Below are 26,483 nucleotides of genomic sequence, written 5' to 3' on the forward strand. Positions count from 1 at the left end.
TTGCTCTCGCCGCCGGAATCTGGCACAACTGGCTCATCGGAGCCCACCACAAACGATCTCTCATCGCCTACGACCATTAGGACTCACTCATCTAGTGCGAGTCCCTGAGTGGATCTGCGTGAGGCGACCGGTGCCGCAGCAACCGGCGCTTGATATACGGGCTGGGAGGTCGCGGGAGGCACGGTCCCCGCCGGTCGGGTCTGGGGTGCGGTGACCGCCTCGGGCTCATCGTTCGGTTCCGGTGTGGTTTGATCGGCCATGGGTGGTTCCTTTGTCTCGGGGTTCGGTCGCGTCGCCCGGCGCCCGACTAGATACTCACTCTCGCCGCATCCGCTATGCGACGCCACGGCGAGAACCCGGAGCCAACCCCCAGAAGGCTATGGAACCCCTATGCGAGTCTGCGCAAGTCCTTCGTCGCCGGCCCCTCGAGCAGTTGCCCCTCCGCGCTGAACCGGGAACCGTGAAGCGGGCAGTCCCAGGAAAGTTCTGCGTCGTTCCAAGCGAGGACGCCGTAGAGGTGCGGGCAGACTGTCGACACCGTGCAGGTTGTGTCGTCAACGGTCGAGACGCCGATCGGTCGCAGCCGATCGTGGGTCACGACACCGCTCCCCTCGACTGGTGCGCCGGTAAGTCGTGGCGCGAACCATGCGCCGAAATACCCCTTCGTGGCGGCTACCGCGACCGCAGCGCTCGCGCCGATTAAGGCTCCCGCATCAGCTGGGGTGGTCACGCGACGGTGGAGCTTCTGCGCCCACGGCAGGTGACCACCGAGGATGTCGGCGGCCAGGGTGAGGCTTGCTGCTACCGCGTTCGTCATCCCCCATTTGTCGTAACCGGTCGCGATGAATACCCGTCCGCGACCTCGCGGCAGCCAGCCGATGAACGGGATGCGACCGGCAGGCTCGTAGTCCTGTGCCGACCAGGAATGGGTGCGCTCGGCACCAGGAAAATACTCCTGGGTCCAGCGGGTGAGGTCGTCGACGAGACTCGCCGGTGACCGATGCCTCCCCACCGGGTGCCCGTTACCACCGACCAGCAGCCGCTCCTCGCCACCCACCGGAGCCGTGCGGATGGACCGCGACGGCTGATCGACGGAAAGGTACATGCCCTCGGGAACGGCGCCGGGAACCCGGAAAGCGAGCCCGTAGGAACGAAGGGCCTGCTGCTTGAGGAAGTAGAAGCCGCGATCCATGAACGGCGTTCCGGTCGCGAGCACGACCCTGTCGGCGAAGGCTGTGCCGCGATTGGTGCTGATGACGCTGGGGTAGCCGGGTTTCACCCGCAGTACCCGGACATCCGCGACCAGCTGGCCGCCGTGGGAGCAGAAGTCCGCGGCGAGCGCGGTGAGCACGTCCATCGGATCAAACTGCGCCTGGTCGGAGAGTCCAACAGCACCGTGACTAGGGAATGAAACATCGAGTGTCGCTTCGCGTGTGACATCGAGACCCAGCGACACGGCGGCCCGATATTCCTCATCGACCCGATCGATGCCCGCAGGGCTCGCGGCATAGCTGAAGGCATCCCTGCGCTGGACAGGCACACCGTGCTCCCCGCAATAGCGCAGCAGCCACATCATGCCTTCACGGTTGCCGTCGACATAGGCTGCCGCGGTGGCCAGCGTCGTGTGCCTGAGCATCTCGGAGAGGTGCGTACCCTGCAGCAGGCTGAGCTTCGCCGTGGTGTTGCCGGATGCCGCGGCACCGACATAACGCGCCTCGAGGATCGCGACTCGCATCCCGGCCCGTGCGAACAGCAACCCGGTGACCAAGCCGGTGAGACCGGCGCCGGCCACGACGACGTCGTATCTGCCGTCGGGAGTGAAGCTGTCGGTATCGATCGTGCGCGCGTTGTCGAGCCAGAGGGAAGTCATCTTCGCACCGTACTCCGCCATGGCTTCGCGAGAAAGGGCCATGGCTTGGCGAGAAAGCCCACGCTCGACGAGAGGGCTCCCTCAGCGACGACGGTTGCGGTCCTCCGGGTTCTTCACCTTCACCCGGATGCCGACCACGATGAACAGCAACGCTCCGACGAACTGCAGGGCGACCCAGACCTGGCCGTGCAGTTCGAATGGCACGATCGGATTCCACAGCACAGCGATCGCGAGCAGCCCGACGATCCACCACCACTGCTTCGCCTGCCAGGAGAACACGCACATGATGAGGGCGAGAATGCAGACGGCGAAGCGGATGAACAGGTAGCCGCCGGCGTTGTCGAGCAGCGCGAGCCCCGCCAGCAGCACGATCGCACCGAGGATTCCCGGGGCGAGAGCCGTGCGACGGAACTCCGGCGTGGGGTAAGAGGTCATGAGGCTATTCTTTCGTGTGCGTGGTGGAGAATTGCCCCATGCCGGATCCGATCGCCAATCTCCGCACGCTTGTGCGCCTTCCGACGATCTCCCGCCTCGACCTGCACGACACCGACTGGGCACCGTTCGCCGAGTTCATCGAGACGCTGCCCGCGCTCTATCCGGCGGCCCATGCAACGCTAACCCGCGAGCTTGTCAACGAGTACTCGATGCTCTATCGCTGGAAAGGCAGGTCTGACGGACCGACGACAGTGCTGATGGCCCACTACGACGTCGTCTCGGCGACCGATGATGGCTGGACGCATCCGCCCTTCGGCGCCGACCTCGAGGGCGAGGGTGCAGAGCAGCTCCTCTGGGGGCGCGGCACGCTCGACGACAAAGGTTCGCTTGTCAGCGTGCTCGAGGGCGTCGAGGCACAGGTGCTCGCCGGTCACCGGCCAGAGCATGACATCTACCTGAGCTTCGGCCACGACGAGGAGACGGAGGGCAGCGGCGCACGAGCCATCGTCGACCTACTGGAATGGCGCGGCATCCGGCCCGGCCTGGTGATCGACGAGGGTGGCGCCGTGGTCGAGAATATCTTCCCTGGCGTCAGCGGCCCCATCGCTGTCGTCGGCGTGAGCGAGAAGGGCATCCTGAGTCTGGTGCTCACCGTCGAGCAGGGCGGCGGGCATGCCTCCACTCCGCCGAAGCTCTCGGCGACCGCGCGCCTCGCCACCGCGATCGTGCGCCTTAACCGGCGACCGTTTCGCGCGGGCTTCACCCCGACGACGCTCGAAATGGTGCGTACCCTCGGCGCCCACGCGAGAAATCCGTTCCGTGCCGTCTTCACCAACCTGTGGCTGACCAAACCGCTGTTGCTTGTGCTGTTCTCGCGGCTGAGCGACGAAACCAGCGCGATGATCCGCACCACGCAGGCCGTGACCATGCTGGAAGGCAGCCAGGCCGCCAATGCCCTCGCGGAGCGTGCGATAGCGACCGTGAACATCCGCGTCGCTATCGATTCTTCGGTGGCGGCCGCCGTCGAGCATGTACGGCGGGCGATCGGCGATCCGCTGGTGAACATCACCGTCATCCACCCCAATGAACCGTCACCGATCTCGCCGACGAACGGACGGGCCTGGGACCTCGTCAAAGGATCGATCGAAGAGACCTTCCCCGGCACCATCGTCACTCCCTATGTCATGATGGCGGCCAGCGACAGCCGTCACTACACGCGGATCAGCGACCACGTCTACCGGTTCAGCCCCTTCGAGATGTCGAAAGACGAACGCGGCACACTGCACGCGAAGAACGAACGGATCCACACCGCAACGCTGCTGCGCGGGGTCGCCTTCTACACGACCCTCATCGGCAGGCTCTGATTTGTGCGTGCTTTAGGTCAGGAGTTCGGCCGGGCGTACTCGTCGAAGATGATGGCCTGGAACGGGCGCGTCATCGGCGGCTCATCGCGAAGACGTTCCAGTGCGGGACGCAGCTCGGAGAGCCAGGTCTCGTAGCCCGCGTCGTTGAGATGCAGCCGGTCGTCGGAGAAGACCGGGTTGAGTTCGCCATCGTCCAGGGCCATCGCCGGCCATAGGTCGAGGAACTGCGCGTGCACTGTCGCCGAGAACTGACGGAGGTGGATGTTGGCCTCGCGGATGCGTTCGGCGAACTCCCTGCCACGCGGCATGACCGACTGCACCAGCATCCGTGACCCTGGAAGGTCACGACGCAGGTCCACCAGAATGGTCTGTACGTTGCGCACCAGCGTTTCGACGCTGCGCCGCATGCCGAAGTCGTTGGTGCCGATCAAAAGCACGATCTCGTCGGGCTGGGCTTCGGTCACCGATTCGAGACGAGCGAGCACGTCTTCGGTGGAGTTGCCGCCTATGCCGAAGTTGAGAACGTTCTTGTCAGGAAACCAGGCACCCCAGTCGCCACCCTGCGTGATGCTGTCCCCGAGAAAAAGAACTGTGTCTGCAGTCATTGCATGACCTCCATGGCAGCGCCGTTGACACGACGCGTCACCCCATCATCGCGCGCCGCGCTGGGAAATTCTAGGGAGTCGAGTTCTCGCGTTCCGCCGTCTGGGTGATCCGGTTGGCCATTCCGGCGAAGATCACACCGTGAAAAGGCAGGATGCTGAACCAGTAGAGCCGTCCGCCGAGACCCTGCGGGAAGAAGACGGCGCGCTGCCGGTAGTGGGATCCGCCCGCCTCATCCGGCTCGACACTCATCTCCAGCCATGCCATGCCAGGGACCTTCATCTCGGCGCGCAGCCGGAGGAAGCTTCCCCGGCGCAGTTCCTCCACACGCCAAAAATCGAGCGCATCGCCGGTGTTCAGGCGCGTGGCGTTGCGGCGACCGCGACGGAGCCCCACCCCTCCCACGATCTTGTCCATCCACCCGCGCACCGCCCAGGCCAGCGGGAAGGAATACCACCCGTTGTCGCCGCCGATGCCCTCGATAACACGCCAGACCTCGCTGGCGGCAGCATCCGAATGCTTCTCGCGCAGGTCGGTGAAGACGGTGTGTCCCGACCAGTCGGGATCGCTCGGCAGCAGGTCGCTGGCCGCGCCGCGGACAGCTGAATCCTGCCAACTCGTCTCGACCTCGCCGTCGCGCATGCGTTCGAGAGCGAGGCGAACTGACCTGCGATAGCTGGTGAGGCCGCCATCCGGATCCGGGATATAGCGCTCGATGTCATGCTCGCGCACAAAGCAGTCGTACTGCAGCGAGGCGATGATCGGCACGGCGAGATCCCGCGGGATCGGAGTGACAAGGTTGACCCATTGCGACGCCAGCCACGGCGTGAGCACCGGAAGGGCTGCGATCGGTCTCTGCTTGAGTCCCGCTTCGAGGGCGTAGCCGTTCATCATCTGGCCGTACCGCAACACGTCAGGGCCACCGATGTCGAAGGTGCGGTTTACCTCTGCCGGCAGCTCGGCGGCAGCGATCAGGTAGTAGAGAACATCGCGGACGGCGATCGGCTGGATGAAGTTACGCACCCACCTGGGCGCCGGCATGTACGGCAGCACGTCGGTGAGGTGCCGGATCATCTCGAACGAGGTGGAACCGGAGCCGATGACCACTCCCGCTTGCAGTGCCGCCGTAGGGACGCCAGACTCGAGCAGCACGCGTCCCACCTCGGCGCGCGAACGCAGGTGTGGGGAGAGCTTGCCGTCGGGGTGCAGGCCGCCGAGGTAGACGATCCGCCCCACGCCGGCCTCCCTGGCTGCACGAGCGACATTGACCGCGGCCGTGCGCTCGGTCTTCTCGAAGGTGCCCTTGGAGCCCATCGAGTGAACGAGATAGTAGAGCACGTCCACACCGTCGACAGCGGGCACGAGGGATGCCGCGTCTGACAGGTCCCCGATGACGACTTCGACGTCCTTCGCCCACGGCACATCACTGAGCTTCGCCGGGTTGCGCACAAGCACACGCACGTCATAGCCGGCTGCGATCAGGCGCGGGACGAGGCGACCGCCGATGTAGCCTGTCGCTCCGGTCACGAGTACACGATTAGCCATGCTGTCAAACTACGCGGGCAGCAGAACAGGCTGGCAGAACTCGGGAAACGGTCAGCTACCCGGTGGTCGACGGCCTCGACGGCGCAACACCTGACCATAGATGCCGCCGGCGACACCGATTAGCACGAGAACGATTCCGATGATGTATCCGACGGGGAAGGAGGCCGGAGCGTCTGTGGCGGCGTTCTGGATCTCGGCCGCGGAGGCGGCAGTGACACCGACAGAGGTAACCCCCGCGATCGCCAGGAGCACGACGAGGAACCAGGCGCGCAGCCCGCGCGCCATCGACTTTCCCTCGGTGACCATGCCTTCAGCCTACGGGCAGGCGTGGGAAAACCGGCCTGGCCCACAACCGGGCACAGGGTCCCACGCATGATGCGTCTTTCAGCCGAGAAAGGTTTTCCGTAGTCGTCCGTCGACTGGTACAGGTAGCTCGAACCGCGTACCGATGTCGCCAGCGAACCCGTAGTCGGCTATCGCGACCCTGAGCCGCTCGGGAGATGCTTCACTCAGCCGCACTGTGAACCATTCGCCGTCGACGTCGAGGAACCAGTCGTCGGCCAGATAGCCGAGACCGACAGAATCGAGCACGCGCTCCGCGTCCGCCATCGCGCTCGGCTCGGCCAGGGAGTAGCCGAAAACGGTCACCGGCTCGAAGTCGTCGCCGCGCGGAACCAGGTAGCCGAGCAACTCGTCATCGTGGTCCCTGCGGTACTCGGTCCACTCTGAGGGAATCATCCGACCAGCCTAGAACCCTAGATCAGCCCCTTCGTATGCCAGACCGTCTTCGTTTCGGTGAAGAAGGTGACGCGCTCCACCGAAGGCGCGGGAATGCCGTCCTCGGGGGGCAGCACGCGCTTGAGGGTCTCCGCAGCAGCGATCTGGAGGTCGACCCAGTCCAGGGCACCGGCACCGGCCAGATCGAGTGCGTTGACATCGGCGTGGCTGGCGAGCCATGGCGCGATCTCCGCGGCAGAACCGGTGAGGATGTTGACCACGCCACCAGGCACGTCGCTTGTCGCCATAACCTCGCTCAGGCTGATGGCGGCAAGGGGAGCCTTCTCGCTCGCAACCACGATGACGGCGTTGCCGCTGACGAGGGCCGGGGCCACGACGCTCACCAGCCCGAGCAGGGAGGACTCCTGCGGCGCGATCACGGCGACGACTCCTGTCGCCTCCGGGGTCGAGACGTTGAAGTACGGTCCGCTCACCGGGTTTCCGTTGCCGGCGACCTGCACGTATTTGTCGGCCCAACCGGCGTACCAGACCCAGACGTCGATCGCGGCATCCACCTGGCTTCCGGCTGCTGCCGGTGTGAGGCCCTCGCTCTGCCGCAGTTCCTCCACGAACTGGGCACGACGCCCCTCGAGCAACTCGGCGATGCGATACAGTACCTGGCCGCGGTGATAACCGGTGGCACTAGACCAGCCGGGAACAGCGGCACGAGCGGCGACCACGGCATCCCTGGCGTCTTTGCGCGACGCCTTGGCCGCATTCGCCAGGAAGGCGCCATTGGCGGTCGCGACCTCGTAGACGCGACCGGACTCGCTGCGCGGGAACTTGCCGCCGATGTAGAGCTTGTAGGTCTTCGGAACGGCGAGGCGGCTCATGTGGTGACTCCCTTTCGTGCACGCGACGACGCGACCGAAGCGACCCGCGGAGTACCCCATCCAGCGGACTCGAGATAGGCGGCGAGACCGTGGCGACCGCCCTCTCGGCCGTAACCCGACTCCTTGTAGCCGCCGAACGGCGACGACGGGTCGAACTGGTTGAAGGTGTTCGCCCAGACCACGCCCGCGCGGAGCTTGTCCGCGACGCCGAGGATGCGGCTGCCCTTGTCGCTCCAGATGCCGGCCGACAGCCCGTACGGCGTGTTGTTCGCCTTCGAGATCGCCTCAGCCGGCGTTCGGAAGCTCAGAACGCTCAATACCGGCCCGAAGACCTCTTCACGTGCGATGCGGTGACTCGTCGACACATTGGTGAAGATGGTCGGCGCGAACCAGAAGCCGTCTTTCGGGATGGCGCATTCCGCCGTCCAGCGCTCCGCACCCTCCTGCTCGCCGATGTCGGAGAGTTCACGGATGCGTTCGAGCTGCTCGCGCGAATTGATCGCACCGATGTCGGTGTTCTTGTCGAGCGGATCCCCCAGTCGCAGGGTCGACAGCCGTGCCTTCAGCCGGTCGACGACCTCGTCCTGGATGTTCTCCTGCACGAGAAGCCGTGAGCCGGCGCAACAGACATGCCCCTGGTTGAAGAAGATGCCGTTGACGATGCCCTCGATGGCCTGGTCGATCGGCGCGTCGTCGAAGACGATGTTCGCTGCTTTGCCGCCGAGTTCCAACGTGAGCTTTTTGCCCGAGCCGGCCGTGGAGCGAGCGATTGCACGCCCGACAGCCGTGGACCCCGTAAAAGCGACCTTGTTGACATCCGGATGATTGACCAGCAGCGATCCGGTGTCGCCCGCGCCCGTCACGATGTTCACGACACCGGCAGGAAGGTCGGCCTGCTGCAGTATCTCGGCGAAGATCAGCGCCGTGAGCGGCGTCGTCTCGGCCGGCTTGATGACCACGGTATTGCCCGCGGCGAGCGCCGGCGCGATCTTCCAGGCCAGCATGAGCAGCGGGAAGTTCCACGGGATCACCTGGGCCGCGACGCCGAGCGCACGGGGGTTGGGTCCGAGACCCGCGTAGTCGAGCTTGTCGGCCCACCCTGCGTAGTAGAAGAACCAGGCCGCGACCAGCGGAACGTCGACGTCGCGGCTCTCCTTGATCGGCTTGCCGTTGTCGAGACTCTCGGCGACGGCCAGTTCGCGAGCGCGTTCCTGCACCAGGCGCGCGATCCGGAACAGGTATTTGCCACGGTCTGCCCCTGACAAGCGCGACCAGGTGCGATCGTAGGCACGACGGGCGGCGGCGACCGCGACATCCACGTCCTGGGCGTTGGCAGAAGAGATCTCGGCGATCTTCACCTCGGTCGCCGGGGAGATCGTGGAGAAGGGTGTGCCGTGGCCGTCAACGAACTTGCCGTCGATGAAGAGCCCGTAAGAGTCGCGGAGGTTGAGAATCGCCGTGGATTCGGGGGCTGGCGCGTAGTCGAGCCAGCGCTTGTCAGAAGCAGTCATCAGTCCACCGTCACGTAGTCAGGGCCGCTGTAGTGGCCGGTTGTCAGTTTCTGTCGCTGCAGAAGCACGTCGTTGAGCAGGCTTGAGGCGCCGAAGCGGAACAGCTGCGGCTGCAGCCAGTCTTCGCCGACAGTCTCGGCCACGGTCACCAGGTATTTGATCGCGTCCTTCGAAGTACGGATGCCGCCGGCTGGCTTCACACCGATCTTCTCCCCGGTGAGGCGGTACCAGTCGTTCACGACCTGGAGCATCAACAGCGTGACGGGCAGTGTCGCCGCCGGCGCCACCTTTCCCGTCGAGGTCTTGATGAAGTCGCCGCCGGCCAGGATCGCGAGCCAGGAGGCCCTGCGCACGTTGTCGTAGGTGGTGAGCTCTCCCGTCTCGAGGATCACCTTGAGGTGTGCATAGCTGCCGTCGTCCCGGCGGCAGGCCTCTTTGACCGCGACGATCTGGTCGAACACCACACCGTAGCGGCCGGAGAGGAACGCACCACGGTCGATGACCATGTCGATCTCGTCCGCGCCGGCGCCGACGGCATCCTTCGTGTCGGCGAGCTTCACCGGCAGTGAGGCTCGGCCACTCGGAAATGCCGTGGCGACCGCGGCCACCTGGATCCCGCCGGACCCACCGGCAGAGCCGAGTGCTTCTGCCGCATACGGGACCATGTCCCCGTAGACGCAGACTGCGGCCACCCGCGGTGCCGTCAGGTCGGAAGGGTCGGGCGTCATCGCCTTAGCCACCAGCGACCGTACTTTGCCAGGGGTGTCTGCACCCTCGAGCGTCGTGAGGTCGATGAGTCCGATGATCCTGTCGAGCGCCCAGGCCTTCGACGTCGTCTTGATGGATCGCGTGCCGAGGTCGGCTGCGCGGGCCTCGAGTCCGACAGCATCGACGCCCGGCAAACCGTCCAGATGCAGCTTCAGGCTCTTTTCGGTGAGCTCACCGCCGATGAGTTGGTTGGCCCTCTCGGCTGGCGCGAGCGCCACCGATTGTTCGATGGTCATTGTCTGCCTTCCTCCAGTAATGCCAGTGCCGTCGCCTCGTCGGTGACGAGAACAGTGCAGAGTGAACTGCTCGCGACCGCGCGGGCAACATGGTGTTTCGCTTCGCCGGCGATCACGGCGATGCTGGTCTGTGCTGCGCGCAACTGGGTGAGCCCGAGGCCCACCGTACGCTCGTTCAACCCCGGATCGACGATGTTGCCGTTCGCGTCGATATAGCGGCCGACCACGTCGCCAACCGCCCCTTTGCGCACCAACTCTGCCACGTCATCCGGGGTCAGGTAGCCGCTGTCGACCAGCACCGAACTGGCCGAGGCGACACCGGCGCTGTAGAGATAGGCGGATGCCGACGCTGCGCGTTCGAGAACGCCGGCGACCGTGCGGTCCGCTTCGATCGCGAGCCTGGTCTCTCGCCGCTCAAGGATCGCGGGACTCGGCAGCAGCGTCGCGTGCCCTCCGCCTTTCTGCGCGATCGTCACGGCAGTGGTCGCCGCCGTGCCCGCCCGCTTGTTGAGGCTCACGCCGCCGTTGATCTGCACCACGTCCACACCACGAGCCCATCCCTCTGGCAGGGCTGCCGCAATGTCGTCCAGGGTTCTCCCCCAGCTCACGCCGAGGGTCTTCGGCACGGGGCGCAGCGCCTGCAGGTAGTCGGCTGCCGCTTCTGCGACTCGCAGCTGGAGAGTGGAAGCATCGGAGGGGTTCGGCACCACGATCGCATCAGCGAGGCCGAACCGCTCGCGCAGCTCACGCTCGAGCGGAAGGCGACGGGCGCGCGGGTGCACAATCTCGATGCGGATGATGCCGTGGTCCCTGGCCTGGCCGAGAAGGCGACCTACCTTCCAGCGGGTGATTCCGAGGAGGGAACCGATCTCGTCCTGGGTTTTAGCATCCTCGTAGTAGAGCTCCGCAGCGCGCACGGAGAGCATCTCGTCGCTCGCAGTCATGCTCGTGCTTTCCATCGGCTCCAGCCTAAGCGTGGCATCGATGCGGAGCAACGAATGTTGATCTCTTGCTCAGATGAGCAGCGACTGCGACTGGCCATGCGCATCCGAGCGGGTCAACCGGGAGTGCCGCCGAACCTGTCGTCGGATTCGGGACTACCGACCTCGTCGGTCGAGGGCAGGGCCGTCCAGCCAACAGGGTGTCCACGCAACAGTTCTTCGAGCCTGTCGAGTCTCGTCTCCCATGCGTCGCGGACGGGGCCAGCAAAAGCGCGCTCCATATCGAGCCTCACGCGCAGCCGCAGCAGAGTTCCGCTCCCCCGCAACCCGCCCTCCACGGTGGTGAGAGCAAACTCGATCAGGCCGTGGTCGTCGGTCTGCACCGACAGGGCGGTCGGCGCATCCAGGTCCACGATGATTCCCGCCGTCGGCGGCTGGGCATCGGGCCCGAGCCATTCGAGATCGTAGCGCCCGCCAGAGACCGGCTCCACGATCGCCTGGGCGAGCCAACCGACCACCAGGTCCGGCTCGACGAGGGCGTCGAAAACGATGACCCTCGGCAGGTCGATTTCGCGCTCGAACAACAGGTCTGAGGCTGACACGGCAGCAACTCTACGCCCGGCTGCTTCCCATAAGCTTTGAGCATGGTGACGAACTTCGGCGGTGTCGCTGGCCGCACCGTCCGCAATCGGGAACCCGTCTATCTCGACATCGTGGCCGGCGTGATCATCAGCCGTTCACGGGGATTGTCGCCATCTTCGTCTTCTACTACGTGATTCTCTTCATCGCATCAAGGACTGTCTCGTGACCCTGAATTTCGCCATCGCCATCGATCTCGGCGGCACCAAAGTCGAGGCAGCACTCGTCGATCCTGCCGGCGGCGTGCTGGCGAACAGTCGTTTTCGCGCGCCGACCGGACCGGGCCGAAGTTCGGAACAGCTCGCGGCGTCAGTGGATGAGGTTGTCGCCAGGGTGCTCGCCACCGTGCCCTCCGGCGCCACCCTGATCGGCGCCGGCGTGGGATCAGCCGGACCGATCAACGAGGCTGAAGGCCGGGTCTCGCCACTCAACCTGCCTGTGTGGCGGGACTACCCGCTACGCGACCAGGTGATCGCCGCGCTGCCCGACATCCCGGTCACCCTCAGGATGGACGGCCTCTGCATCGCCCTCGCCGAGCACTGGGTGGGCGCCGGTCGCGGCTACGACAACGTCATGGGCATGATCGTCTCCACCGGGGTCGGCGGCGGTCTCATCCTGCACGGCAACACGGTGTCGGGACCCACCGGAAACGCCGGCCATATCGGCCATGTCGAAGTCGCCGGCTTCGACGATCCATGCCCGTGTGGCGGAATCGGCTGCGTCGAGGCGATCGCCTCCGGACCGCACACCGTCGCCTGGGCGCGTCGACAGGGCTGGACGGGCAGCACCGGCGAAGAACTCAGCGCGAGCTACCGTGCGGGCGATGCCATTGCCGCCGCAGCCGTCGAACGCTCTGGGCGCGCCATCGGCCAGGGCATCGCCTCCGCCACGGCCCTTGTCGACCTCGATATCGTGGCGATCGGAGGCGGGTTCTCCCAGGTGACCCCCGATCTCTTCGATCACATGCGCACGGCCGTGGCAACCCGCACACAGTTCGCCTTCGTCACGAAGGTGAAGATCGTGCCATCCGGCCTGTCGAGCGACGGACCACTGATCGGTGCCGCAGCGCTCGTGCACCGTGCAGACGTGGTCGTCTAGCGCTAGAGACGAGCCATGTCGTCTTCGACGTAGGTGGGCTTCGCGAGGCGCGAGGCGGGAATGGTGACGGCGAGTGCCGTGACGATCAGCAGGATGAGCGCCCCGGTCCAGCCACCGGTGAGACCGTGCAGCAGGGCGACAAGCAGCGGGCCGAGTGCACCGAGCGTGTAACCGATCGTCTGCACGAAACCACTCAGGGCCACGGAACCCTCGTGCGTTCTCGAACGCAGGTTGATCAGCGTGAGGGCCGCGGGGAACAGCAGTGGACCGGCGCCGATGAGCACCACCCAGAGCCACGGAACCGCGGTCGGCGCAAATAGCAGCCCGAGGTAGCCGAGGACGAAGAAGGCGATGCCGCTCTGGATGACCCAGCCGACGTTCCTGAGCCGTGCCGTGAGCAGCGGGATGATGAGCGCCGCCGGAAGCCCGATCACGCTGTATAGGCCGAGCAGCGCTCCGGCCTGCACCGGAGTCACACCGGTCAAGTCGATGAGAAGTTGCGGCAGCCAGGCGAAGGCCGAGTAAGCGTGGAAGGACGAGAGGGCGAAGACGACGGCGATCGTCCACGCGGTCTTCGAGTGCCAGATCCGGCCGATCGCGTCGACCGGCGGCTCCTCGATCTCCGGGGCATGGTCGAGGAGTGCGGCCGCGCGCTCGCGGCGATGACGCAACAGCACGGTCACCCACGGAACGAGGGCGACCAGCGCCATGATCGACCAGACGGCCAGCGACATCCGCCATCCGACAGAATCGGCGATCGGTGCCGTGAGCGCCGCGGTGACGGCGGTGCCGATGGAGAGCAGCGTCACGTAGAGCGAGGTGATGAGGCCGATGCGGTCGGGGAAGTAGCGCTTGACGATGGGCGGGAGAAGCACGTTGCCCGTGCCAGCTCCGACCAGGGCGATGAGGCTTCCGATCAGCAGCACGGCATAGTTCGCCGACACCGATCGGAGTAGCTGGCCGCCAATCATGGCCAGGAGCGCAAGCACGAGCAGGCGCTCGAGGCCGACCCGCTTGGCGATCAGCGCGCCGAACAGCGCCGACAGCGCGAAGGCGATCGGAGGCACAGCGCCGAGCACGCCGAGCTCCACGCTGTCGAGGTGGATGTCGACGTCGATCTCCGAGACGATCGGCGAGATCACCGCGACCGCCGTGCGGAGGTTGAGTGCGACGAGAAGGATCCCGACAAGGGCGACGGTGCGGCCCGCCCACAGAGGCAGCGGGCGGGAGTCAGACATTTTCACCATTCTATCGACGGGCAACCTTTGGCCTGACGGAGGTCGTTGGTGAACGACATTTCTCAGCACCTGCCACTGAGCCAGCGGGCGAAGGCGTTGATCCTCTTCCTCTACGGACGAACCCGACGGGTTTAGCGCGCCGCCTTCGGTCGCGCGGGCACCTGCAGTATTTCGCGCACCCGCTCCTCATCACGGCCGATCTGCGCTACGAGCTCGTCGATGGTGGAGAACTTGACCATGCCGCGGATGAACTCCACGAATGACACCTCGACGGTCGCCCCGTAGAGGTCCAGAGTCTCATCCAGAATGTGCGCCTCGACCTGCTTCTCCGGCACTCCGACAAAGGTGGGGTTGTTGCCGACGGAGACGGCGGCGGGCATCGTTCTGTCATCGACAGTGGCGTAGGCGGCATACACCCCATCCGCAGGGATAAAGCCTTCGAGAGCGGCGGACAGGTTGGCCGTCGGGTAGCCCAGTTCACGTCCACGCTGTTCGCCGTGCACGATCTCGCCGCGCACCGAAGGACGGCGCTCGAGGAGCTTCGCGGCTTCGTCGACGCGGCCCTCAGAGAGCAGGTCGCGGATCCAGGTAGACGAGATGGCACGATCGCCCTCCGGGCGCACGGGTTCGATGATCCGCACCTCGAAGTCGTGGGCGCCCCCCTGCTCGATCAGCAGGTCGACGTTGCCCCGCCCACCCTGGCCGAAGCGGAAGTCGGAACCGACGAAGACGAGTCGCGCGTGCACGGCATCGACCAGCACCCGCTGGATGAACTCCTCGGGGCTCAGCCGACTGAACTCCCTGGTGAAAGCGACCATCACGACGGCATCGACACCGGTACTCTCCAGCACCTCACGCTTCTGGGCGTTGCTCGTGAGACTTACCGGTACCCTGTCGGGGTTGAGCAGGGCGAGCGGATGCCTGTCGAAGGTGAGCACGGTCGACACGAGTTCCGCGGCCTCCGCCGCTTCGCGCAACTGCCTGATCACGCGGCGATGGCCGGCGTGCACGCCGTCGAACTTGCCGATGGTGACCGCAGCTGGACCGAAGTCTCCCGGCAGATCCTCGAGAGAACTGTAGAACCGCATCTCAGGCCGCCTCAGCGACCGCGACGGGTCGACGACGGTAGAGCCACAGCATGCCGAGGATCGGAAGCACCAGCGGGATCAGCAGGTAGCCGAGACCGTAGGCCGACCACACTGTAGCCTCCCGGCCGAACGGGTTGATGCTGTGCAGGCCGAGAACGGCAGGGGCCGCAACGCTGATGGTGCCGACGACCAGCACACCGAGCAGCTCGAAGCCGATCGTGTACCAGGCGATGCGATACCAGGTGTCCCCCGGCATGAGCAACGCGACGGTTGCGAAGATGTAGACGACCGCCGAGATGGCAGAAAGCGTGAAGGCGATCGGAGCCTCGCCAAAACGGTCGATGATCTGGAAGACCGAGCGTCCAGTTGCGGCCAGCGCGAGGATCCCGTAGACCGCGACGAGTACACGCCCGATGCCCACAGCGCGGGAAGAGGTAGTTGTTGCCATCAGATCAAGATTAGGCCACCTGGAGGGCCCAGATTTGATACATGCGGTAGACCATCACGGCGATAGCAAGGCAGACGACCCCCAGCACGACGGTGCTCCACCGATTGCGCTCGATCAGTGCCCAGAAGCCGGCCAGCGGCGGTAGCACGAGTGCGGAGATCAGATAGATGTAGAACTCGGGAAGGCTGCCGGTCGGCGGGTTGCCGGCCAGCGGAGCGACGATCGCCACCACCAGTTGCGCGATCAGCAGCACCTCGACGAGGAGGGTGGCCCCCAGGCTGTAATCGTTGGGAGTGCGACCGACCAGACCGAGCACCAGGCAGAGCAGGGCCGCCAGAACGGCTACCGCCACCTGCAACCAGGTGAACCACTCGATCACGCGAGAACCTCGTCGGTGGGAAAGTTCACCAGCGGCTTCGCGATGCTGGCGGTAAATTCGACGAGTCCGACCAGCCGACCATCCGGTGCGATGGCGGCGACCGGTCCCTCACCGTCGACAGGGCGGATGGCGTGCAAGCGCTTACCGTGACCGAGGTCTACGGCCTCGGCCGCACTCAGGGTGTACACCGGGAACAGGCGGGATGCGACATCCGCTGGGCCGAGTAGGGATGCAGCGACGTCGAGGGTCTCGAGTTCCGCCGCATTCGACACCGAGAAAGGGCCGATCTTCGTGCGGCGCAGTGCGGTGAGATGGCCGCCGATGCCGAGCGACTCCCCGAGATCGCGGGCGATCGCCCGGATGTAGGTGCCGGAGGAGCATTCCACGCGAACGTCGAGATCGAGAAAGCCGTCTGTGGCGCGCGAACCGAGGAGCTCCAAGGCGGAGATCGTGACGGCTCGCGCGGCGAGTTCGACGGTCTCCCCCGCCCGTGCCAGCGTGTAGGCGCGCTTGCCATCCACTTTGATGGCGCTCACGCTGCTCGGTACCTGGCTAATCACCCCGCTCAGCGAGTCGAGCGCAGTGCGGATGGCTTCGGGATGGACCGCAGCCACGCTCTCGGCGTTTGCCGTGCGCAGAGTCTCGCCCTCTGCATCATCCGTCGAGGTCGACGCCCCGAGACGGATGGTGGCGAAGTACTCCTTGTCGAGCCCGACCAGGAAGGTCAGCAGGCGTGTGGAACTGTTGATGCCGAGCACCAGAAGGCCGGTCGCCATCGGGTCGAGAGTGCCGGCATGACCGACCTTGCGGGTGCCCGCCCGCTTTCTGGTGCGCGAGACGACATCGTGGCTCGTGATGCCCTGAGGCTTGTCGACGAGAAGGATGCCGCTGCGGTTCGCCCCGGTCACCGTTCGTCCCGCGCGTGGCTGGCGCCCAGTTCGAGCACCAGATCGAGTTTCTCGGGGAAGGCGACCGCCAGCAGTTCCCGCACGTCGGGATCGTCATAGTCATCAGTCATCCGCAGCCCGATCATCGTGTTCACCAGCATGCCACCCGCCAGGAAGCTCTGTACCTCGTCGGGATCGAAGCCGGCCTCAGACCGGAGGAAGCGGTACACACCCATGAACCCGTCACGACGCCAGAATACGCTGACCCGAAGCGGTCAGACCGCAGCCAAGTAGTATTCGGACCATGAGGGTTGCGGTCATCGGCGCGGGGGCGGTCGGCGGCACAATCGCCGCACTGCTCGCCCGCGACGGTCACGAGGTACAGGTCACGGCGCGTGGCGAGCATCTCGCGGCGATCGTGCGCGAGGGCATCCACCTCGGCGGCGTCTGGGGCGACTACGTCGCCCGCGTCAGCGCTTGTGAGACGCTGACCAGGAGTCCCGATCTCGCCGTCGTCGCCACGAAAGCCCAGGATGCGGAGGCCGCCCTGCGCTCCAACGCGGCCTTCCTCGTCGGCATCCCCGTGGTCGTGATGCAGAACGGCCTGGAGGGTATCGAGAGCGCCCATCGCGGCGCCCCGCGGTCGGACATCGTCGGAGGCCTGGTGCTCTACGCAGCCTCGTTCCTCTCCCCGGGCCAGGTCACCGTAACGACGGGCGGCTCCACCTACCTCGGCGGCGAACTGTTGCCGACCGTCTATGCGTCCCGCATCCTCGGCGCGGTCATGCCCACCACCGTCACCGGCAACTTCGAGGGTGCCCAGTGGACCAAACTGATCGTCAATCATGTGAACGCCCTTTCGGCGATCACCGGTCTGAGCGTGCAGGAGGTCATCTCCAACCGCGGCCTACGACGTGTAATGACCGAGAGTATGCGCGAAGCTGTCCGGGTGGGCGTGGCCAAAGGCATCGTGTTCGAAAAGGTGCAGGGACTCTCCAACGGGACGCTGCGGGCGCTGCTGCGGCTGCCGACAGCCTTCGGTCAGCTCTTGCCGCTGCTGATGAAACGCAGGATGGGAAAGCGTCCGAATCCAGGCTCGACGCTGCAGAGCATCCGTCGTGGACTACCGACCGAGATCGACTACCTCAACGGGGCGATCGTGCACCACGGCGACCTGCTCGGTGTACCGACGCCCGTCAGCAAGCTACTCGTATCGATGGTGCACGAGGTCGAGAAGACCGGCGACTTCATCGCGGCTGAGTCAGTGATAGCGCGGGTACAGTCGCTCTGACCACCAGGTCGCGGAGCCTGTCGAGGCGCCCCACGCAGCCCAGTCCGCTTCGACAGGCGCAGCGAACGAATCAGCAGGAATCGGCGAAGACCCTGCGGGGATGCTCCTCGTCACGGTTGTCGATGATGGCGACAACTGCCGCTCGGGGTCGTACCTCCGCCAGGTAAAGCGCGTCAGCGCGCGTCTCGCGATTGCTCTCCTCCACCGGCACCTCGACGAAGATCGAATAGCTCCACAGACCCGCCAGTTCCTTACGGTTGAGGAACACACCGTCGACGATCAGAACCGCGTCGGAACCGGCGCTCATCCATTTCGGCTGGATCGCCGCCTCCCGCTTGGCATCGTAGGCCGCCAGCACGAAGCCGGTGCTGCCCGAGGCGCGGAAAGGATCGATGAGCACGCGGCGGAAGACCGAGTAGTCGTAAGCCTCGGCGTAGTAGGCCTGTGGTGAGTCGAGATCCTGGTTTTCCCACGCGGTGTGCGGTTTGTGGAAGTCGTCGATGGATGCCCGGAAGACCTTGCGACCTCCCTTGCGCAGCTGCTCCGCGAGGGCGTCGGCGAAGACGCCGGTACCCGCGGCCGAGGTGCCGTCCACAGCTACGATCGCGCGACCGACCCCATAGCTGTGCAGGATCTCGGCAGCGAGCGCGTCGAGGGTGTCGCTCTTTTCTGGTGCCCATCTGGCCATCTGCCCAGACTACGCCGGTGGCCTCACCGGTGACCGTTGTGACGGACCGATCGGCTACGGCGCTCGAACCCACTGTGCGCTGTCGTGTGGGGGGGGGGGGGGGGGGGGGGGGGGGGCGGGGGGGGGCCCCCGCCCCCCCCCCCCCGCGGGGGGGGGGGGGGGGGGGGGGGGGGGCGCAAGGAGAGCGGCCGAGCGGGGGCGCCCCGGGGGGGGGGGGGGGGGCCCCGCGGGCCCCCCCCCCCCCCCCCCGCGGCGCGGGGGGGGGGGGGGGGGGGGCGGCGCGCCCCCCCCCCCCCCCCCCCCCCCCCCACGACAGCGTTACCTAGAGTGGTGGGGTGAGCATCGCACCGGCCGTCAACGCGTGGTTCGTGGCGAACGGTCGGGACCTGCCGTGGCGACGTGACGGATTCACCGCCTGGGGAACCCTGGTCAGCGAGTTCATGCTGCAACAGACACCAGTGGCCCGGGTGATCCCGCGGTTGGAAGACTGGCTGGCGCGCTGGCCGACGCCGGCCGACCTGGCGGCGGTGCCGTCGGGCGAGGCGGTGCGGGCCTGGGACCGGCTCGGTTATCCACGCCGCGCGCTCAACCTGCACGCCGCGGCGATCGCAATCACCGAACGGCACGGTGGAGTGGTTCCGCACGATGTCGACGAGCTGCTCGCGCTCCCCGGGATCGGTGATTACACCTCGCGGGCGATCGCCGCCTTCGCGTACGGCCATCGGCATCCGGTCGTCGACACGAACGTGCGGCGTGTCATGGCCAGGGCCATTGACGGCCAGGGCGAACCCGCACCGCCGTCGAAACGTGACCTGGCCGCGATGGAGGCGATCCTGCCAGAAGACCCTGTCGAGGCGCGGATCACGAACGCCGGGGTCATGGAGCTCGGCGCGATCGTCTGTACAGCCCGGTCACCGCGATGCGACGCATGCCCGATCGCCGACCAGTGCGCATGGCGCAGCGCCGGCTACCCGGAATTCTGCGGCGTGAAGAAGGCGGCACAGAAGAAGTTCGAAGGATCCGACCGGCAGGTGCGCGGCCTGATCATGGCCGAACTGCGCGCGTCGGACGTACCTGTCACCCTCGCCGAACTCGAACCGGTATCGGCGGATGCGGCCCAGTTCTCGCGGGCGCTGGCCGGACTGCTGCGCGACGGCCTGGTCGTCGGCTCGCCAGAAGACGGCTACGACCTGCCTTCCTAAAACGGCCCGCTAGACACATCCGTCGATGGACGTATGTCGCCGGTCAGGAGGACAATCGATAGATGCCCGAACTGCCGGAAGTGCACGCCCTCGTGGTCGATCTGGGCGCGCGACTTAACGGCAGGAAGGTCGAGCGTCTCGACGTCGTGTCTTTCGCCGCCCTCAAGACTTTTAATCCACCAGTTTCGAGCATCGCCGAACAGTACATCGAGGGCGTGTCGCGCCATGGCAAGTTTCTCGACATCGCCGTGGGAGAGCTTCACCTGGTGATGCATCTTGCGCGGGCCGGATGGATCCGCTGGCGAGAGAGCGCGCCGGTGCAATCGGGCCGGCCGGGCAAGGGTCCGCTGGCCGCTCGACTGGTGCTCGACGATGGCTCGGGTCTCGACATCACCGAGGCCGGCACCAAGAAGAGCCTCGCGATCTATCTCGTCGCTGACCCCCGGGAGGTTCCGGGAATCGCCAGGCTCGGCCCTGACCCGCTCGATGATGCGTTCACCGAGCTACGCTTCGCCGACATCCTCAGCTCTGCCGGTCGCTCCCAGACCAAGGGCGTGCTGCGCAACCAGTCGATCATCGCCGGCATCGGCAACGCCTACTCCGACGAGATCCTGCACGCTGCCAGGATGTCGCCGTTCAAACCCGCCGCGATGGCTCCGGATGAGGTTGAACGGCTCTACGAGGCGATGCAGGGAACGCTGAGGGCAGCCATCATCCGCGCTGATGGACTCGCCGCTTCGGAGCTCAAAAAGGAGAAGAAATCCAATCTTCAGGTGCACGGGCGCGCCGGAGAACCGTGCCCTGTCTGCGGCGACACAGTGCGTCAGGTGACCTTCGCCGATTCCTGAAAGTGCACTTCTTGCGCCCTATGGTCGATAATTGACATATGAGCAAACCCATCCCAGTCGTGCCAGGCCGCGCAGCGATCTACACGCGCATCTCAAAAGATACGGAAGGCGAGAAGGTAGGCGTCGCTCGTCAACTCGCTGACTGTATTGCCCTAGCCGAGAGCAGCAATCTCGATGTCGTCGCGACGTTTTCGGATAACGACATCGGTGCATCAACTCGATCTACGAAGGCGCGGCCGCAGTTTGAAGACATGCTCGACCGTGCGCAGCGCGGCGAGTTCACCCACCTGCTTGCGTACAGCAACTCACGGCTGACGCGGCGACCGCGAGAGGTGGAAGACCTTATCCACCTCTCCGAACGCTACGGCGTGCGGATCAGAACGGTTGTCTCCGGCGACGACGACCTGAGCACCGCAGATGGTCGGATGGTCGCACGAATCAAAGGCAACGTCGACGCTGCCGAAGCCGAACGGACCGGAGAACGCGTGAGCGCAGCGGCAAGGCATCGCCTCGCGAACGGCGGTTGGATAGGAGGGGTCCCGCCTTTCGGCTACAAACGCGAAGACAAAGGACTGATACCGAACCCAGATGAAGTTGCGTTGGTCGAGGAAGCTACGCGACGCCTCCTCGATCTTGATGAGTCCCTGTATTCGATCGTGAAGAGCTGGGTCCAGCGAGGCACGGTAACCCGCGTAAGTAAGACAAAGCCGAACGGCACGACCTGGCGTCACTCGGCTCTGCGCGCCGCTCTTACCAATCAGGCGTTGATCGGGTTGAACAGCGCCGGAGTTCCGGCCTGGGACCCAATCATTGACGTCGACACCTTCGAACGACTCAAGGACAAGCTGATCGACCCTCGGCGCGTAGCCATGAACCCGGATGGCCGGAAGTCCGCCAAGTATGCGTTAGGCGGTGGCCTGGTCGTATGCGGGTGGTGCGGTAAACCGTTGTCGGCAATCGCTCGCAACGTTGGCGACCGCAAAGAAGTCAAGCTCGTGTGCCGGTCATTCCTTAACGGTAGTGATGAGGACAATCACACGACCGGTTTTGACGGGAGGTCAACCAATCGGGTGAAGATCGACCACGACGGACTTCTGGAGTACGCGTTCGAGAGAGCATTCGAACATCTGAATGACTCGGCCTACTGGGAGGACCAGAAGCGAAAACGGGCCGATGCTGGCAGCGATACCGCCAAGCATCGCGATACGCGGAAGGCGAAGGAGTTTGAACGCGAGAGGGTGCTCACCCAGCATCGAGTCGGAGCCATCAGCGACGTGCGGTTGGTGGCGGACTTGGCGATTGTCGATGCCGAGCTAGCCGCGATCAATCAGAAGATCGACACCTCCTCGGGCGGACCTTCTGCACGCGATGTGTGGGCGGGGCGGGAGTCGAAGCTCAAGGCGTGGGCCAAATGGCAGCCTGGCGAGCAGCGCCTCTTTTTGAGCATGCTCATAGACAAGATCGAGGTAGGCAACTGGCCGCGAGGCATCCCAACGACAACGTTGCCGAAGAAGAACGAGACGACAGACCAGTTCAAGTTGCGGCGGTCTACCGCTGCTCGCGATGCTTTGAAGAAGCGCGTTACGATTCACCCGCTTGATGACTTGCGTTCCGAATGACATTCATGTTATCTTGAAATCACGTGGAGGGCCGATCATACGGCACCAGGTATAAACGCTCGGGAAATGCAATCGCCCCGAGGTACCCAAGCACCGCGAGACTTATGTCTCTCGGTGCTTTTTTCATTTCATCGCACGGTGAGGTCTGAGTCTCGCGGCGCACCAAATGAAATGAAAGGCAGGTCCCATCGTGGACAGCAACAGCATCAGGCTCGTCGTCGAGGTCACTCGCGAAGGCGACGGCTCGTTTGCACTCAGCATCGAGGACGACTATTTCGGGGACAGTGACAAGCGCTACGTCGGAGGTCTGTCTGAAGGGCAGATCTTCGACCCCGCTCAGGCCGCGGAGGATGCGGGCTGGCTCGTGAAGCGCTACCTCGCAGAAGGAGAGCAGGAAGGCGAAATGGGCGCGATCTATCGAATCGCTGCTCCGCTCGTTTCCGAGGAGTCAGCCGTGAAGTCGTAGAAGCGCCTGCGATGCGAGGAATGGACCAGTGCGATTACACCTCGCGCTGGTCCCCTCGTGTCGTCAGATGATCGCGTGAGACTTCTCCACAGCCCATATGCGCCGATCCGTCGACTCGCCTAACATCGGCGCGAGCGTAGGGACGATCTGGACGAACGTCCTATACGCCGTGCGCCTCACCCTTGACCGCTGTGGCGATCTTCGGTGCAATCGCGGCTGAATCGGCAACGCCGTCGCTTGAATTCAGGGAAAGGACTGCATTACCGGAGGCGATGTAAATTCCCCCGAATGAATCGCTGGCTTTCCCCCAAGTCGCCAGAGTATCGGCGTCCGGGAACACGTTGATTCCCGCTTCGAAATTGTCGACGGTGATGTCAAATCGTGCCTTTGCACCAGACAAGCCAGCTTCGGCACGGACAGGCTCTGTGTGCTGAATCCCAAGATCGTCGAGCGCCTTCGTGAACGTTTGAACTGCTGCGTCGATATCTGATACAGACTCCGAGGGTGACGGCGACGGCGTTGCAGAAGGACTGGCCGCTTTCGGTTTCGCACCCGCACCAGAACCAGCGTCAGCGGTATTGCTGCTCGCGCACCCAGTGAGGGCGAGCATTGCGATCAACGATATGGAACCGACGGCGGTGGCTATTCTGTGATTCATGGCTTCAGGCTATCGGCGCACCGATTGAATAGCTTGCCCGACGACTACCCCACTTAGGGGCGTCAAACGCGCCCGAACTGCCTTGAGCCGATGGAAGCCGTCGTTGGGGCGTGGTGGTGCGACCGCTGCCAGGCGTCGATCAGATCTGAGCCAGAAGCTCGGCCTTCTTAACAGAGAACTCTTCTTCTGTAAGAATCCCTGAGTCACGAAGCGAGCCGAGTTGCTGGATCTTGCCAATGATGTCTTCTTGCGGCTGGCTCTGCTGCTGGACAGGGACAGAAGAGACCTTCATCTGCTCTCTGACAGTCTCCACAAGCTTGAGTGCCGATTCGGCCGGCTGGATCCACTTCAAGTTGACGCGGTTGCCAGAGGCAAAGAACGTGATCGTGTACCCCATCATCGTTTTGCCTGAGTCGAAGGACGAAATGCTTTTGTAGGCGTACGACTCCAACTCATGCCCGCCGAGTTTCTTCGCAAAGAAGACAACTCTGTGCTGGGTAGCCATCAGGATTCCAGATCGAATGCTGTCGTTACCCAGTATTTTGGCTTCATACGTTCCTACCGCAGAGGCCAATACTTCCTCGTCAGCGTCCAGGTGAGGCCGAGCTTGACCGATGAGCTTCTCTTCTTTCGCCATATGCCGATACTAACGGCGAGCCGATAGCAGAGGTTGTCTGTCGACTACCCCACTTAGGGCGTCCTCGGTGTTCGATAGCATTCCGATGTGAGCGAATCGACACCAGAGAATGTCAGTGGCAAACGGGACTGGATCATTGCTGTCGCCGCGGCTATCGCGGGTACCGTGGCGACGAAAGGTCTGGACTGGCTCGGCAACTCCACTTTCCCATGGTGGGCATACGTCGTGGGCGCCGGTGTAGCGCTGCTGATACTCACATTCGTACTTCCGAATTGGCGCAAGACCACTTGGGGAAACGTCGCGAAGTGGCGACCGTTGACTACAGCTGCGACATTGCAGAAAGCACGAACTGACGGGCGCGGTGAGCTGGAAGCCGAACTGGAGGCGAACAAATACGTACACATAATTCGCCCACAGTGGGTCATCATTTCTGATAAGGAAGACCAATTCCTGTGGAAGCTTCTCAACACAGCAGATCGGAGCATCGCCAAAGAGGTCTCTTTGCACGTCGACAACAGCGTCTTCCTAGCTGGATCTGCGATGGATTGGTCGGAAGTCATCGGGACCGATAACGTTGTGTTCAAAGGAGCACCAACCCAAGCCGGTCACGACTTTGGCGTCCCATTCATCGTGGTCTGGACAGACAAGATCGGACGGCGTCAACAGTCAAATGTTTCATGGGAACGATATGGCTACTAGTGCAGAAGTAGACCAGCCGCGCCGTATATGCCCAGCGCGTTTCACCGCCAGGACCGCGAACCCAACCGTCGCCGCAACCGTTGACGGTCGTGCTCGCGCTTGTCATAGGTCCTCTTGAACGATGGTGAGACCGGTCGTGTCAACCAAGAACTCAGACAAAACCCTGCCGATCCCGTCGTAGCGCAAGATGGCATGCATCGGCACACTGTCTATACGCCACAATTGGCCAGGTGCATCACCCTGGCTCGCGTAGTCACTGGCGACCGACTTTCTGGCTGTCCACGAAAGCCCATCCTTGTGCTCTGCATGCTGGGTGCCTCGCCAAAGGCGGATCACATTCCCCGGTCCGGGCCGTCCGCGGAACGCGTGACCCTCCGGTCCTACCAAGTCCCGGAACCGCGCAACCCATTCGTCGCGAGAGGCGACGAAAAGGGGCCTGGTTTGCCCTCTGGTGAAGAAGCTGTCGTGATACTCAACAGTGAGCATGTCTAACCGGAACACTTTCACATCCCTATCGAGCTTATCGAAGACATCCTTGATGTACTGCCCAGCTGTGGCCGAGGGCAAGATGGCGGTCATGCTGCTGTCTCCCTCGCGAGAACGGCCTGCACTGTCTGGTGTGTCCACCTCGCCGCGCCCTGCGCAGTTGGCACGGCGTCGCTTGTCAATTCACGCGCTATCTGTCGTGCTGATTTACCCTCGCCAGACTCGCGCAGCATCCGAGCCACGATGTCTTCTGGAATGGCACGCGGTCTACCCAACGGTTTACCGTCCGGCTTGGCACGGATCACAGCGAGTGCAGCCTTTGTGCGCTCACCGATGATGCGACGCTCCCACTGCGCCACACTGATCAGCACGTTCAGCACCAACTCACCGTTCGCGGAGGTCGTGTCGATGTTGGGGTCCAACACCACCACACCCCACCCTTCTTTCCGAGCGTCCTCAAGGATGCGCCCGAAGTCGGGCACGGAACGGCTGAGCCTGTCCAGCTTGGCAACTACCAGCGCGTCAGCCAATCCTTCTCGCACCATGCCGAGGGCGAGTGCACCGCGAGGACGCTTGGCAAGATCTACCCCACCCGACACCTTGTCCTCGAACTCCTGAATGATCTCCCAGCCGTAGAACTCGGCGGCGCGGCGAATAGCGTCGCGCTGTACCTCGATCCCGTTGTCTTGCTCGTCTGTGGAGGTCCGCATATAGGCGACCACCTTTCGAGCCTGTGATGCTTGCATTGTCTTGCCCTCCTGGCTAGGCAAACAAAGGCCTGTCCAATTGTTGAGTGTTTATTAGACAATAATCGAGGTTTACTCACGTGTCACCACCAAATGCTGATGCGACGTAGGCGCATCTAAGACACCAACCGGCACAGTGATAGCGACAATCGACCTCAACTGCACGTCGCCTCAGCGAGCCGCCTGATGCCTAAGCAGTTGCCAAACGGCTCGGCGTCGATATGGCAATTGCGTGGCATCAAAAAAGTGAGGAAGGTTGGTCGTCGCGAGGGTCTACGGAATCCAGGCGTCGATGTCCAAGATCGGCCCCAAACGGCCTTTATGGCTTCGACGGTCCATAGGTTGGGCGGCTTCAAAAAAGCTCGAAAGTGGCCAATAGTTATCGAGTTACTCAAGTTGATCTGTTTTTCGAATGTTCAAATATTTCCCTTATAAGGGATAAGTCAAAAAACGATCACTATGGGTAACTCGATAACTATTTCG

32 protein-coding genes are annotated in these 26,483 nt (G+C 64.2%); 9 read left to right on the top strand and 23 right to left on the bottom strand.

Annotation, left to right across the window (positions count from 1 at the left end; all coding sequences use genetic code 11):
* Positions 1-83: 83 nt before the first annotated feature.
* From ABIB56_RS09000 to ABIB56_RS09010, 3 genes are all read right to left on the bottom strand, one after another.
* On the bottom strand, positions 84-260 hold the full coding sequence (locus ABIB56_RS09000) for a hypothetical protein (protein WP_354568866.1): 177 nt from the start codon (positions 258-260) through the stop codon (positions 84-86).
* Positions 261-388: 128 nt separating this feature from the next.
* A complete protein-coding gene (locus ABIB56_RS09005) occupies positions 389-1,912 on the bottom strand; it encodes an FAD-dependent oxidoreductase (RefSeq protein WP_354568867.1) in 1,524 nt (507 codons plus the stop codon).
* Positions 1,913-1,951: 39 nt separating this feature from the next.
* Complete coding sequence (locus ABIB56_RS09010) at positions 1,952-2,305, bottom strand: DUF6804 family protein (RefSeq protein WP_354568868.1); 354 nt, start codon at positions 2,303-2,305, stop codon at positions 1,952-1,954.
* A gap of 38 nt (positions 2,306-2,343) precedes the next feature.
* On the opposite strand from ABIB56_RS09010, the gene ABIB56_RS09015 reads away from it, so the two are divergent.
* Positions 2,344-3,669, top strand: a complete 1,326-nt coding sequence (locus tag ABIB56_RS09015; RefSeq protein ID WP_354568869.1) for a M20/M25/M40 family metallo-hydrolase — start codon at positions 2,344-2,346, stop codon at positions 3,667-3,669.
* Between the two features lie 17 nt (positions 3,670-3,686).
* Here ABIB56_RS09015 and ABIB56_RS09020 read toward each other — a convergent pair whose 3' ends face one another.
* The 9 genes from ABIB56_RS09020 to ABIB56_RS09060 all read right to left on the bottom strand — a co-directional run bounded on the left by ABIB56_RS09020 (position 3,687) and on the right by ABIB56_RS09060 (position 11,485).
* On the bottom strand, positions 3,687-4,274 hold the full coding sequence (locus ABIB56_RS09020) for a GDSL-type esterase/lipase family protein (protein ID WP_354568870.1): 588 nt from the start codon (positions 4,272-4,274) through the stop codon (positions 3,687-3,689).
* A 70-nt stretch (positions 4,275-4,344) separates the two neighbouring features.
* The gene (locus ABIB56_RS09025; RefSeq protein ID WP_354568871.1) at positions 4,345-5,817 is read right to left on the bottom strand and encodes an SDR family oxidoreductase; all 1,473 of its coding nucleotides are present in this window, start codon (positions 5,815-5,817) and stop codon (positions 4,345-4,347) included.
* 51 nt (positions 5,818-5,868) lie between these two features.
* A complete protein-coding gene (locus ABIB56_RS09030; protein WP_354568872.1) occupies positions 5,869-6,123 on the bottom strand; it encodes a hypothetical protein in 255 nt (84 codons plus the stop codon).
* A 78-nt stretch (positions 6,124-6,201) separates the two neighbouring features.
* A complete protein-coding gene (locus ABIB56_RS09035) occupies positions 6,202-6,555 on the bottom strand; it encodes a hypothetical protein (RefSeq protein ID WP_354568873.1) in 354 nt (117 codons plus the stop codon).
* A gap of 17 nt (positions 6,556-6,572) precedes the next feature.
* Positions 6,573-7,427, bottom strand: coding sequence for an aldehyde dehydrogenase family protein (locus tag ABIB56_RS09040; protein WP_354568874.1), 855 nt, complete (start codon positions 7,425-7,427; stop codon positions 6,573-6,575).
* Positions 7,424-8,938 (bottom strand): aldehyde dehydrogenase family protein, encoded by a 1,515-nt coding sequence (locus ABIB56_RS09045; RefSeq protein WP_354568875.1) that lies wholly within the window; start codon positions 8,936-8,938, stop codon positions 7,424-7,426. The genes ABIB56_RS09040 and ABIB56_RS09045 overlap by 4 nt, the downstream gene beginning before the upstream one ends.
* Positions 8,938-9,942: a deoxyribose-phosphate aldolase gene (gene deoC / locus ABIB56_RS09050; protein ID WP_354568876.1), complete on the bottom strand. Its 1,005-nt coding sequence runs from the start codon at positions 9,940-9,942 to the stop codon at positions 8,938-8,940. Before deoC ends, ABIB56_RS09045 begins: the two co-directional genes overlap by 1 nt.
* On the bottom strand, positions 9,939-10,901 hold the full coding sequence (locus tag ABIB56_RS09055) for a sugar-binding transcriptional regulator (RefSeq protein WP_354568877.1): 963 nt from the start codon (positions 10,899-10,901) through the stop codon (positions 9,939-9,941). The genes deoC and ABIB56_RS09055 overlap by 4 nt, the downstream gene beginning before the upstream one ends.
* Before the next feature lie 98 nt (positions 10,902-10,999).
* The gene (locus ABIB56_RS09060; protein WP_354568878.1) at positions 11,000-11,485 is read right to left on the bottom strand and encodes an SRPBCC domain-containing protein; all 486 of its coding nucleotides are present in this window, start codon (positions 11,483-11,485) and stop codon (positions 11,000-11,002) included.
* Positions 11,486-11,527: 42 nt separating this feature from the next.
* Here ABIB56_RS09060 and ABIB56_RS09065 point away from each other — a divergent pair, with 42 nt between their 5' ends.
* Positions 11,528-11,659: a hypothetical protein gene (locus ABIB56_RS09065; protein WP_354568879.1), complete on the top strand. Its 132-nt coding sequence runs from the start codon at positions 11,528-11,530 to the stop codon at positions 11,657-11,659.
* Between the two features lie 28 nt (positions 11,660-11,687).
* Positions 11,688-12,620: an ROK family protein gene (locus ABIB56_RS09070; RefSeq protein ID WP_354568880.1), complete on the top strand. Its 933-nt coding sequence runs from the start codon at positions 11,688-11,690 to the stop codon at positions 12,618-12,620.
* Positions 12,621-12,622: 2 nt separating this feature from the next.
* Here ABIB56_RS09070 and ABIB56_RS09075 read toward each other — a convergent pair whose 3' ends face one another.
* The 6 genes from ABIB56_RS09075 to ABIB56_RS09100 all read right to left on the bottom strand — a co-directional run bounded on the left by ABIB56_RS09075 (position 12,623) and on the right by ABIB56_RS09100 (position 16,896).
* On the bottom strand, positions 12,623-13,858 hold the full coding sequence (locus ABIB56_RS09075) for an MFS transporter (protein WP_354568881.1): 1,236 nt from the start codon (positions 13,856-13,858) through the stop codon (positions 12,623-12,625).
* Positions 13,859-13,989: 131 nt separating this feature from the next.
* A complete protein-coding gene (locus tag ABIB56_RS09080) occupies positions 13,990-14,946 on the bottom strand; it encodes a bifunctional riboflavin kinase/FAD synthetase (protein WP_354568882.1) in 957 nt (318 codons plus the stop codon).
* 1 nt (position 14,947) lies between these two features.
* Entirely contained in the window at positions 14,948-15,394 is a 447-nt protein-coding gene (locus ABIB56_RS09085) for a hypothetical protein (RefSeq protein WP_354568883.1), read from the bottom strand.
* A gap of 10 nt (positions 15,395-15,404) precedes the next feature.
* Positions 15,405-15,773 carry a hypothetical protein gene (locus ABIB56_RS09090; protein WP_354568884.1) on the bottom strand — a complete coding sequence of 123 codons (369 nt, stop codon included), beginning with the start codon at positions 15,771-15,773 and terminating at the stop codon, positions 15,405-15,407.
* Positions 15,770-16,681: a tRNA pseudouridine(55) synthase TruB gene (gene truB / locus ABIB56_RS09095; protein WP_354568885.1), complete on the bottom strand. Its 912-nt coding sequence runs from the start codon at positions 16,679-16,681 to the stop codon at positions 15,770-15,772. The genes ABIB56_RS09090 and truB overlap by 4 nt, the downstream gene beginning before the upstream one ends.
* On the bottom strand, positions 16,678-16,896 hold the full coding sequence (locus ABIB56_RS09100; RefSeq protein ID WP_354568886.1) for a hypothetical protein: 219 nt from the start codon (positions 16,894-16,896) through the stop codon (positions 16,678-16,680). The genes truB and ABIB56_RS09100 overlap by 4 nt, the downstream gene beginning before the upstream one ends.
* A 68-nt stretch (positions 16,897-16,964) precedes the next feature.
* On the opposite strand from ABIB56_RS09100, the gene ABIB56_RS09105 reads away from it, so the two are divergent.
* Positions 16,965-17,951 (top strand): ketopantoate reductase family protein, encoded by a 987-nt coding sequence (locus ABIB56_RS09105; RefSeq protein WP_354568887.1) that lies wholly within the window; start codon positions 16,965-16,967, stop codon positions 17,949-17,951.
* A gap of 70 nt (positions 17,952-18,021) precedes the next feature.
* Here the strand turns inward: ABIB56_RS09105 and ABIB56_RS09110 are convergent, their stop codons facing one another.
* Entirely contained in the window at positions 18,022-18,639 is a 618-nt protein-coding gene (locus ABIB56_RS09110; protein ID WP_354568888.1) for a nucleoside/nucleotide kinase family protein, read from the bottom strand.
* Positions 18,640-18,974: 335 nt separating this feature from the next.
* On the opposite strand from ABIB56_RS09110, the gene ABIB56_RS09115 reads away from it, so the two are divergent.
* From ABIB56_RS09115 to ABIB56_RS09130, 4 genes are all read left to right on the top strand, one after another.
* On the top strand, positions 18,975-19,841 hold the full coding sequence (locus ABIB56_RS09115) for an iron-sulfur binding domain-containing protein (protein ID WP_354568889.1): 867 nt from the start codon (positions 18,975-18,977) through the stop codon (positions 19,839-19,841).
* Positions 19,842-19,903: 62 nt separating this feature from the next.
* Complete coding sequence (locus tag ABIB56_RS09120; protein WP_354568890.1) at positions 19,904-20,689, top strand: DNA-formamidopyrimidine glycosylase family protein; 786 nt, start codon at positions 19,904-19,906, stop codon at positions 20,687-20,689.
* Positions 20,690-20,727: 38 nt separating this feature from the next.
* Positions 20,728-22,308, top strand: a complete 1,581-nt coding sequence (locus ABIB56_RS09125; protein WP_354568891.1) for a recombinase family protein — start codon at positions 20,728-20,730, stop codon at positions 22,306-22,308.
* A 190-nt stretch (positions 22,309-22,498) separates the two neighbouring features.
* Positions 22,499-22,774: a hypothetical protein gene (locus ABIB56_RS09130; RefSeq protein WP_354568892.1), complete on the top strand. Its 276-nt coding sequence runs from the start codon at positions 22,499-22,501 to the stop codon at positions 22,772-22,774.
* Positions 22,775-22,934: 160 nt separating this feature from the next.
* Here ABIB56_RS09130 and ABIB56_RS09135 read toward each other — a convergent pair whose 3' ends face one another.
* Together ABIB56_RS09135 and ABIB56_RS09140 are read right to left on the bottom strand one after the other, a co-directional pair.
* Complete coding sequence (locus ABIB56_RS09135; protein WP_354568893.1) at positions 22,935-23,432, bottom strand: hypothetical protein; 498 nt, start codon at positions 23,430-23,432, stop codon at positions 22,935-22,937.
* A 139-nt stretch (positions 23,433-23,571) separates the two neighbouring features.
* Positions 23,572-24,069: a PH domain-containing protein gene (locus tag ABIB56_RS09140; protein ID WP_354568894.1), complete on the bottom strand. Its 498-nt coding sequence runs from the start codon at positions 24,067-24,069 to the stop codon at positions 23,572-23,574.
* Positions 24,070-24,156: 87 nt separating this feature from the next.
* On the opposite strand from ABIB56_RS09140, the gene ABIB56_RS09145 reads away from it, so the two are divergent.
* A complete protein-coding gene (locus ABIB56_RS09145) occupies positions 24,157-24,768 on the top strand; it encodes a hypothetical protein (protein WP_354568895.1) in 612 nt (203 codons plus the stop codon).
* Between the two features lie 102 nt (positions 24,769-24,870).
* Here the strand turns inward: ABIB56_RS09145 and ABIB56_RS09150 are convergent, their stop codons facing one another.
* Together ABIB56_RS09150 and ABIB56_RS09155 are read right to left on the bottom strand one after the other, a co-directional pair.
* The gene (locus ABIB56_RS09150) at positions 24,871-25,347 is read right to left on the bottom strand and encodes a hypothetical protein (RefSeq protein WP_354568896.1); all 477 of its coding nucleotides are present in this window, start codon (positions 25,345-25,347) and stop codon (positions 24,871-24,873) included.
* A complete protein-coding gene (locus tag ABIB56_RS09155; RefSeq protein ID WP_354568897.1) occupies positions 25,344-26,000 on the bottom strand; it encodes a recombinase family protein in 657 nt (218 codons plus the stop codon). The genes ABIB56_RS09150 and ABIB56_RS09155 overlap by 4 nt, the downstream gene beginning before the upstream one ends.
* Between the last annotated feature and the right edge of the window lie 483 nt (positions 26,001-26,483).

It is taken from the genome of Glaciihabitans sp. UYNi722 (assembly GCF_040549465.1).
Classification (GTDB): Bacteria; Actinomycetota; Actinomycetes; order Actinomycetales; family Microbacteriaceae; genus Lacisediminihabitans.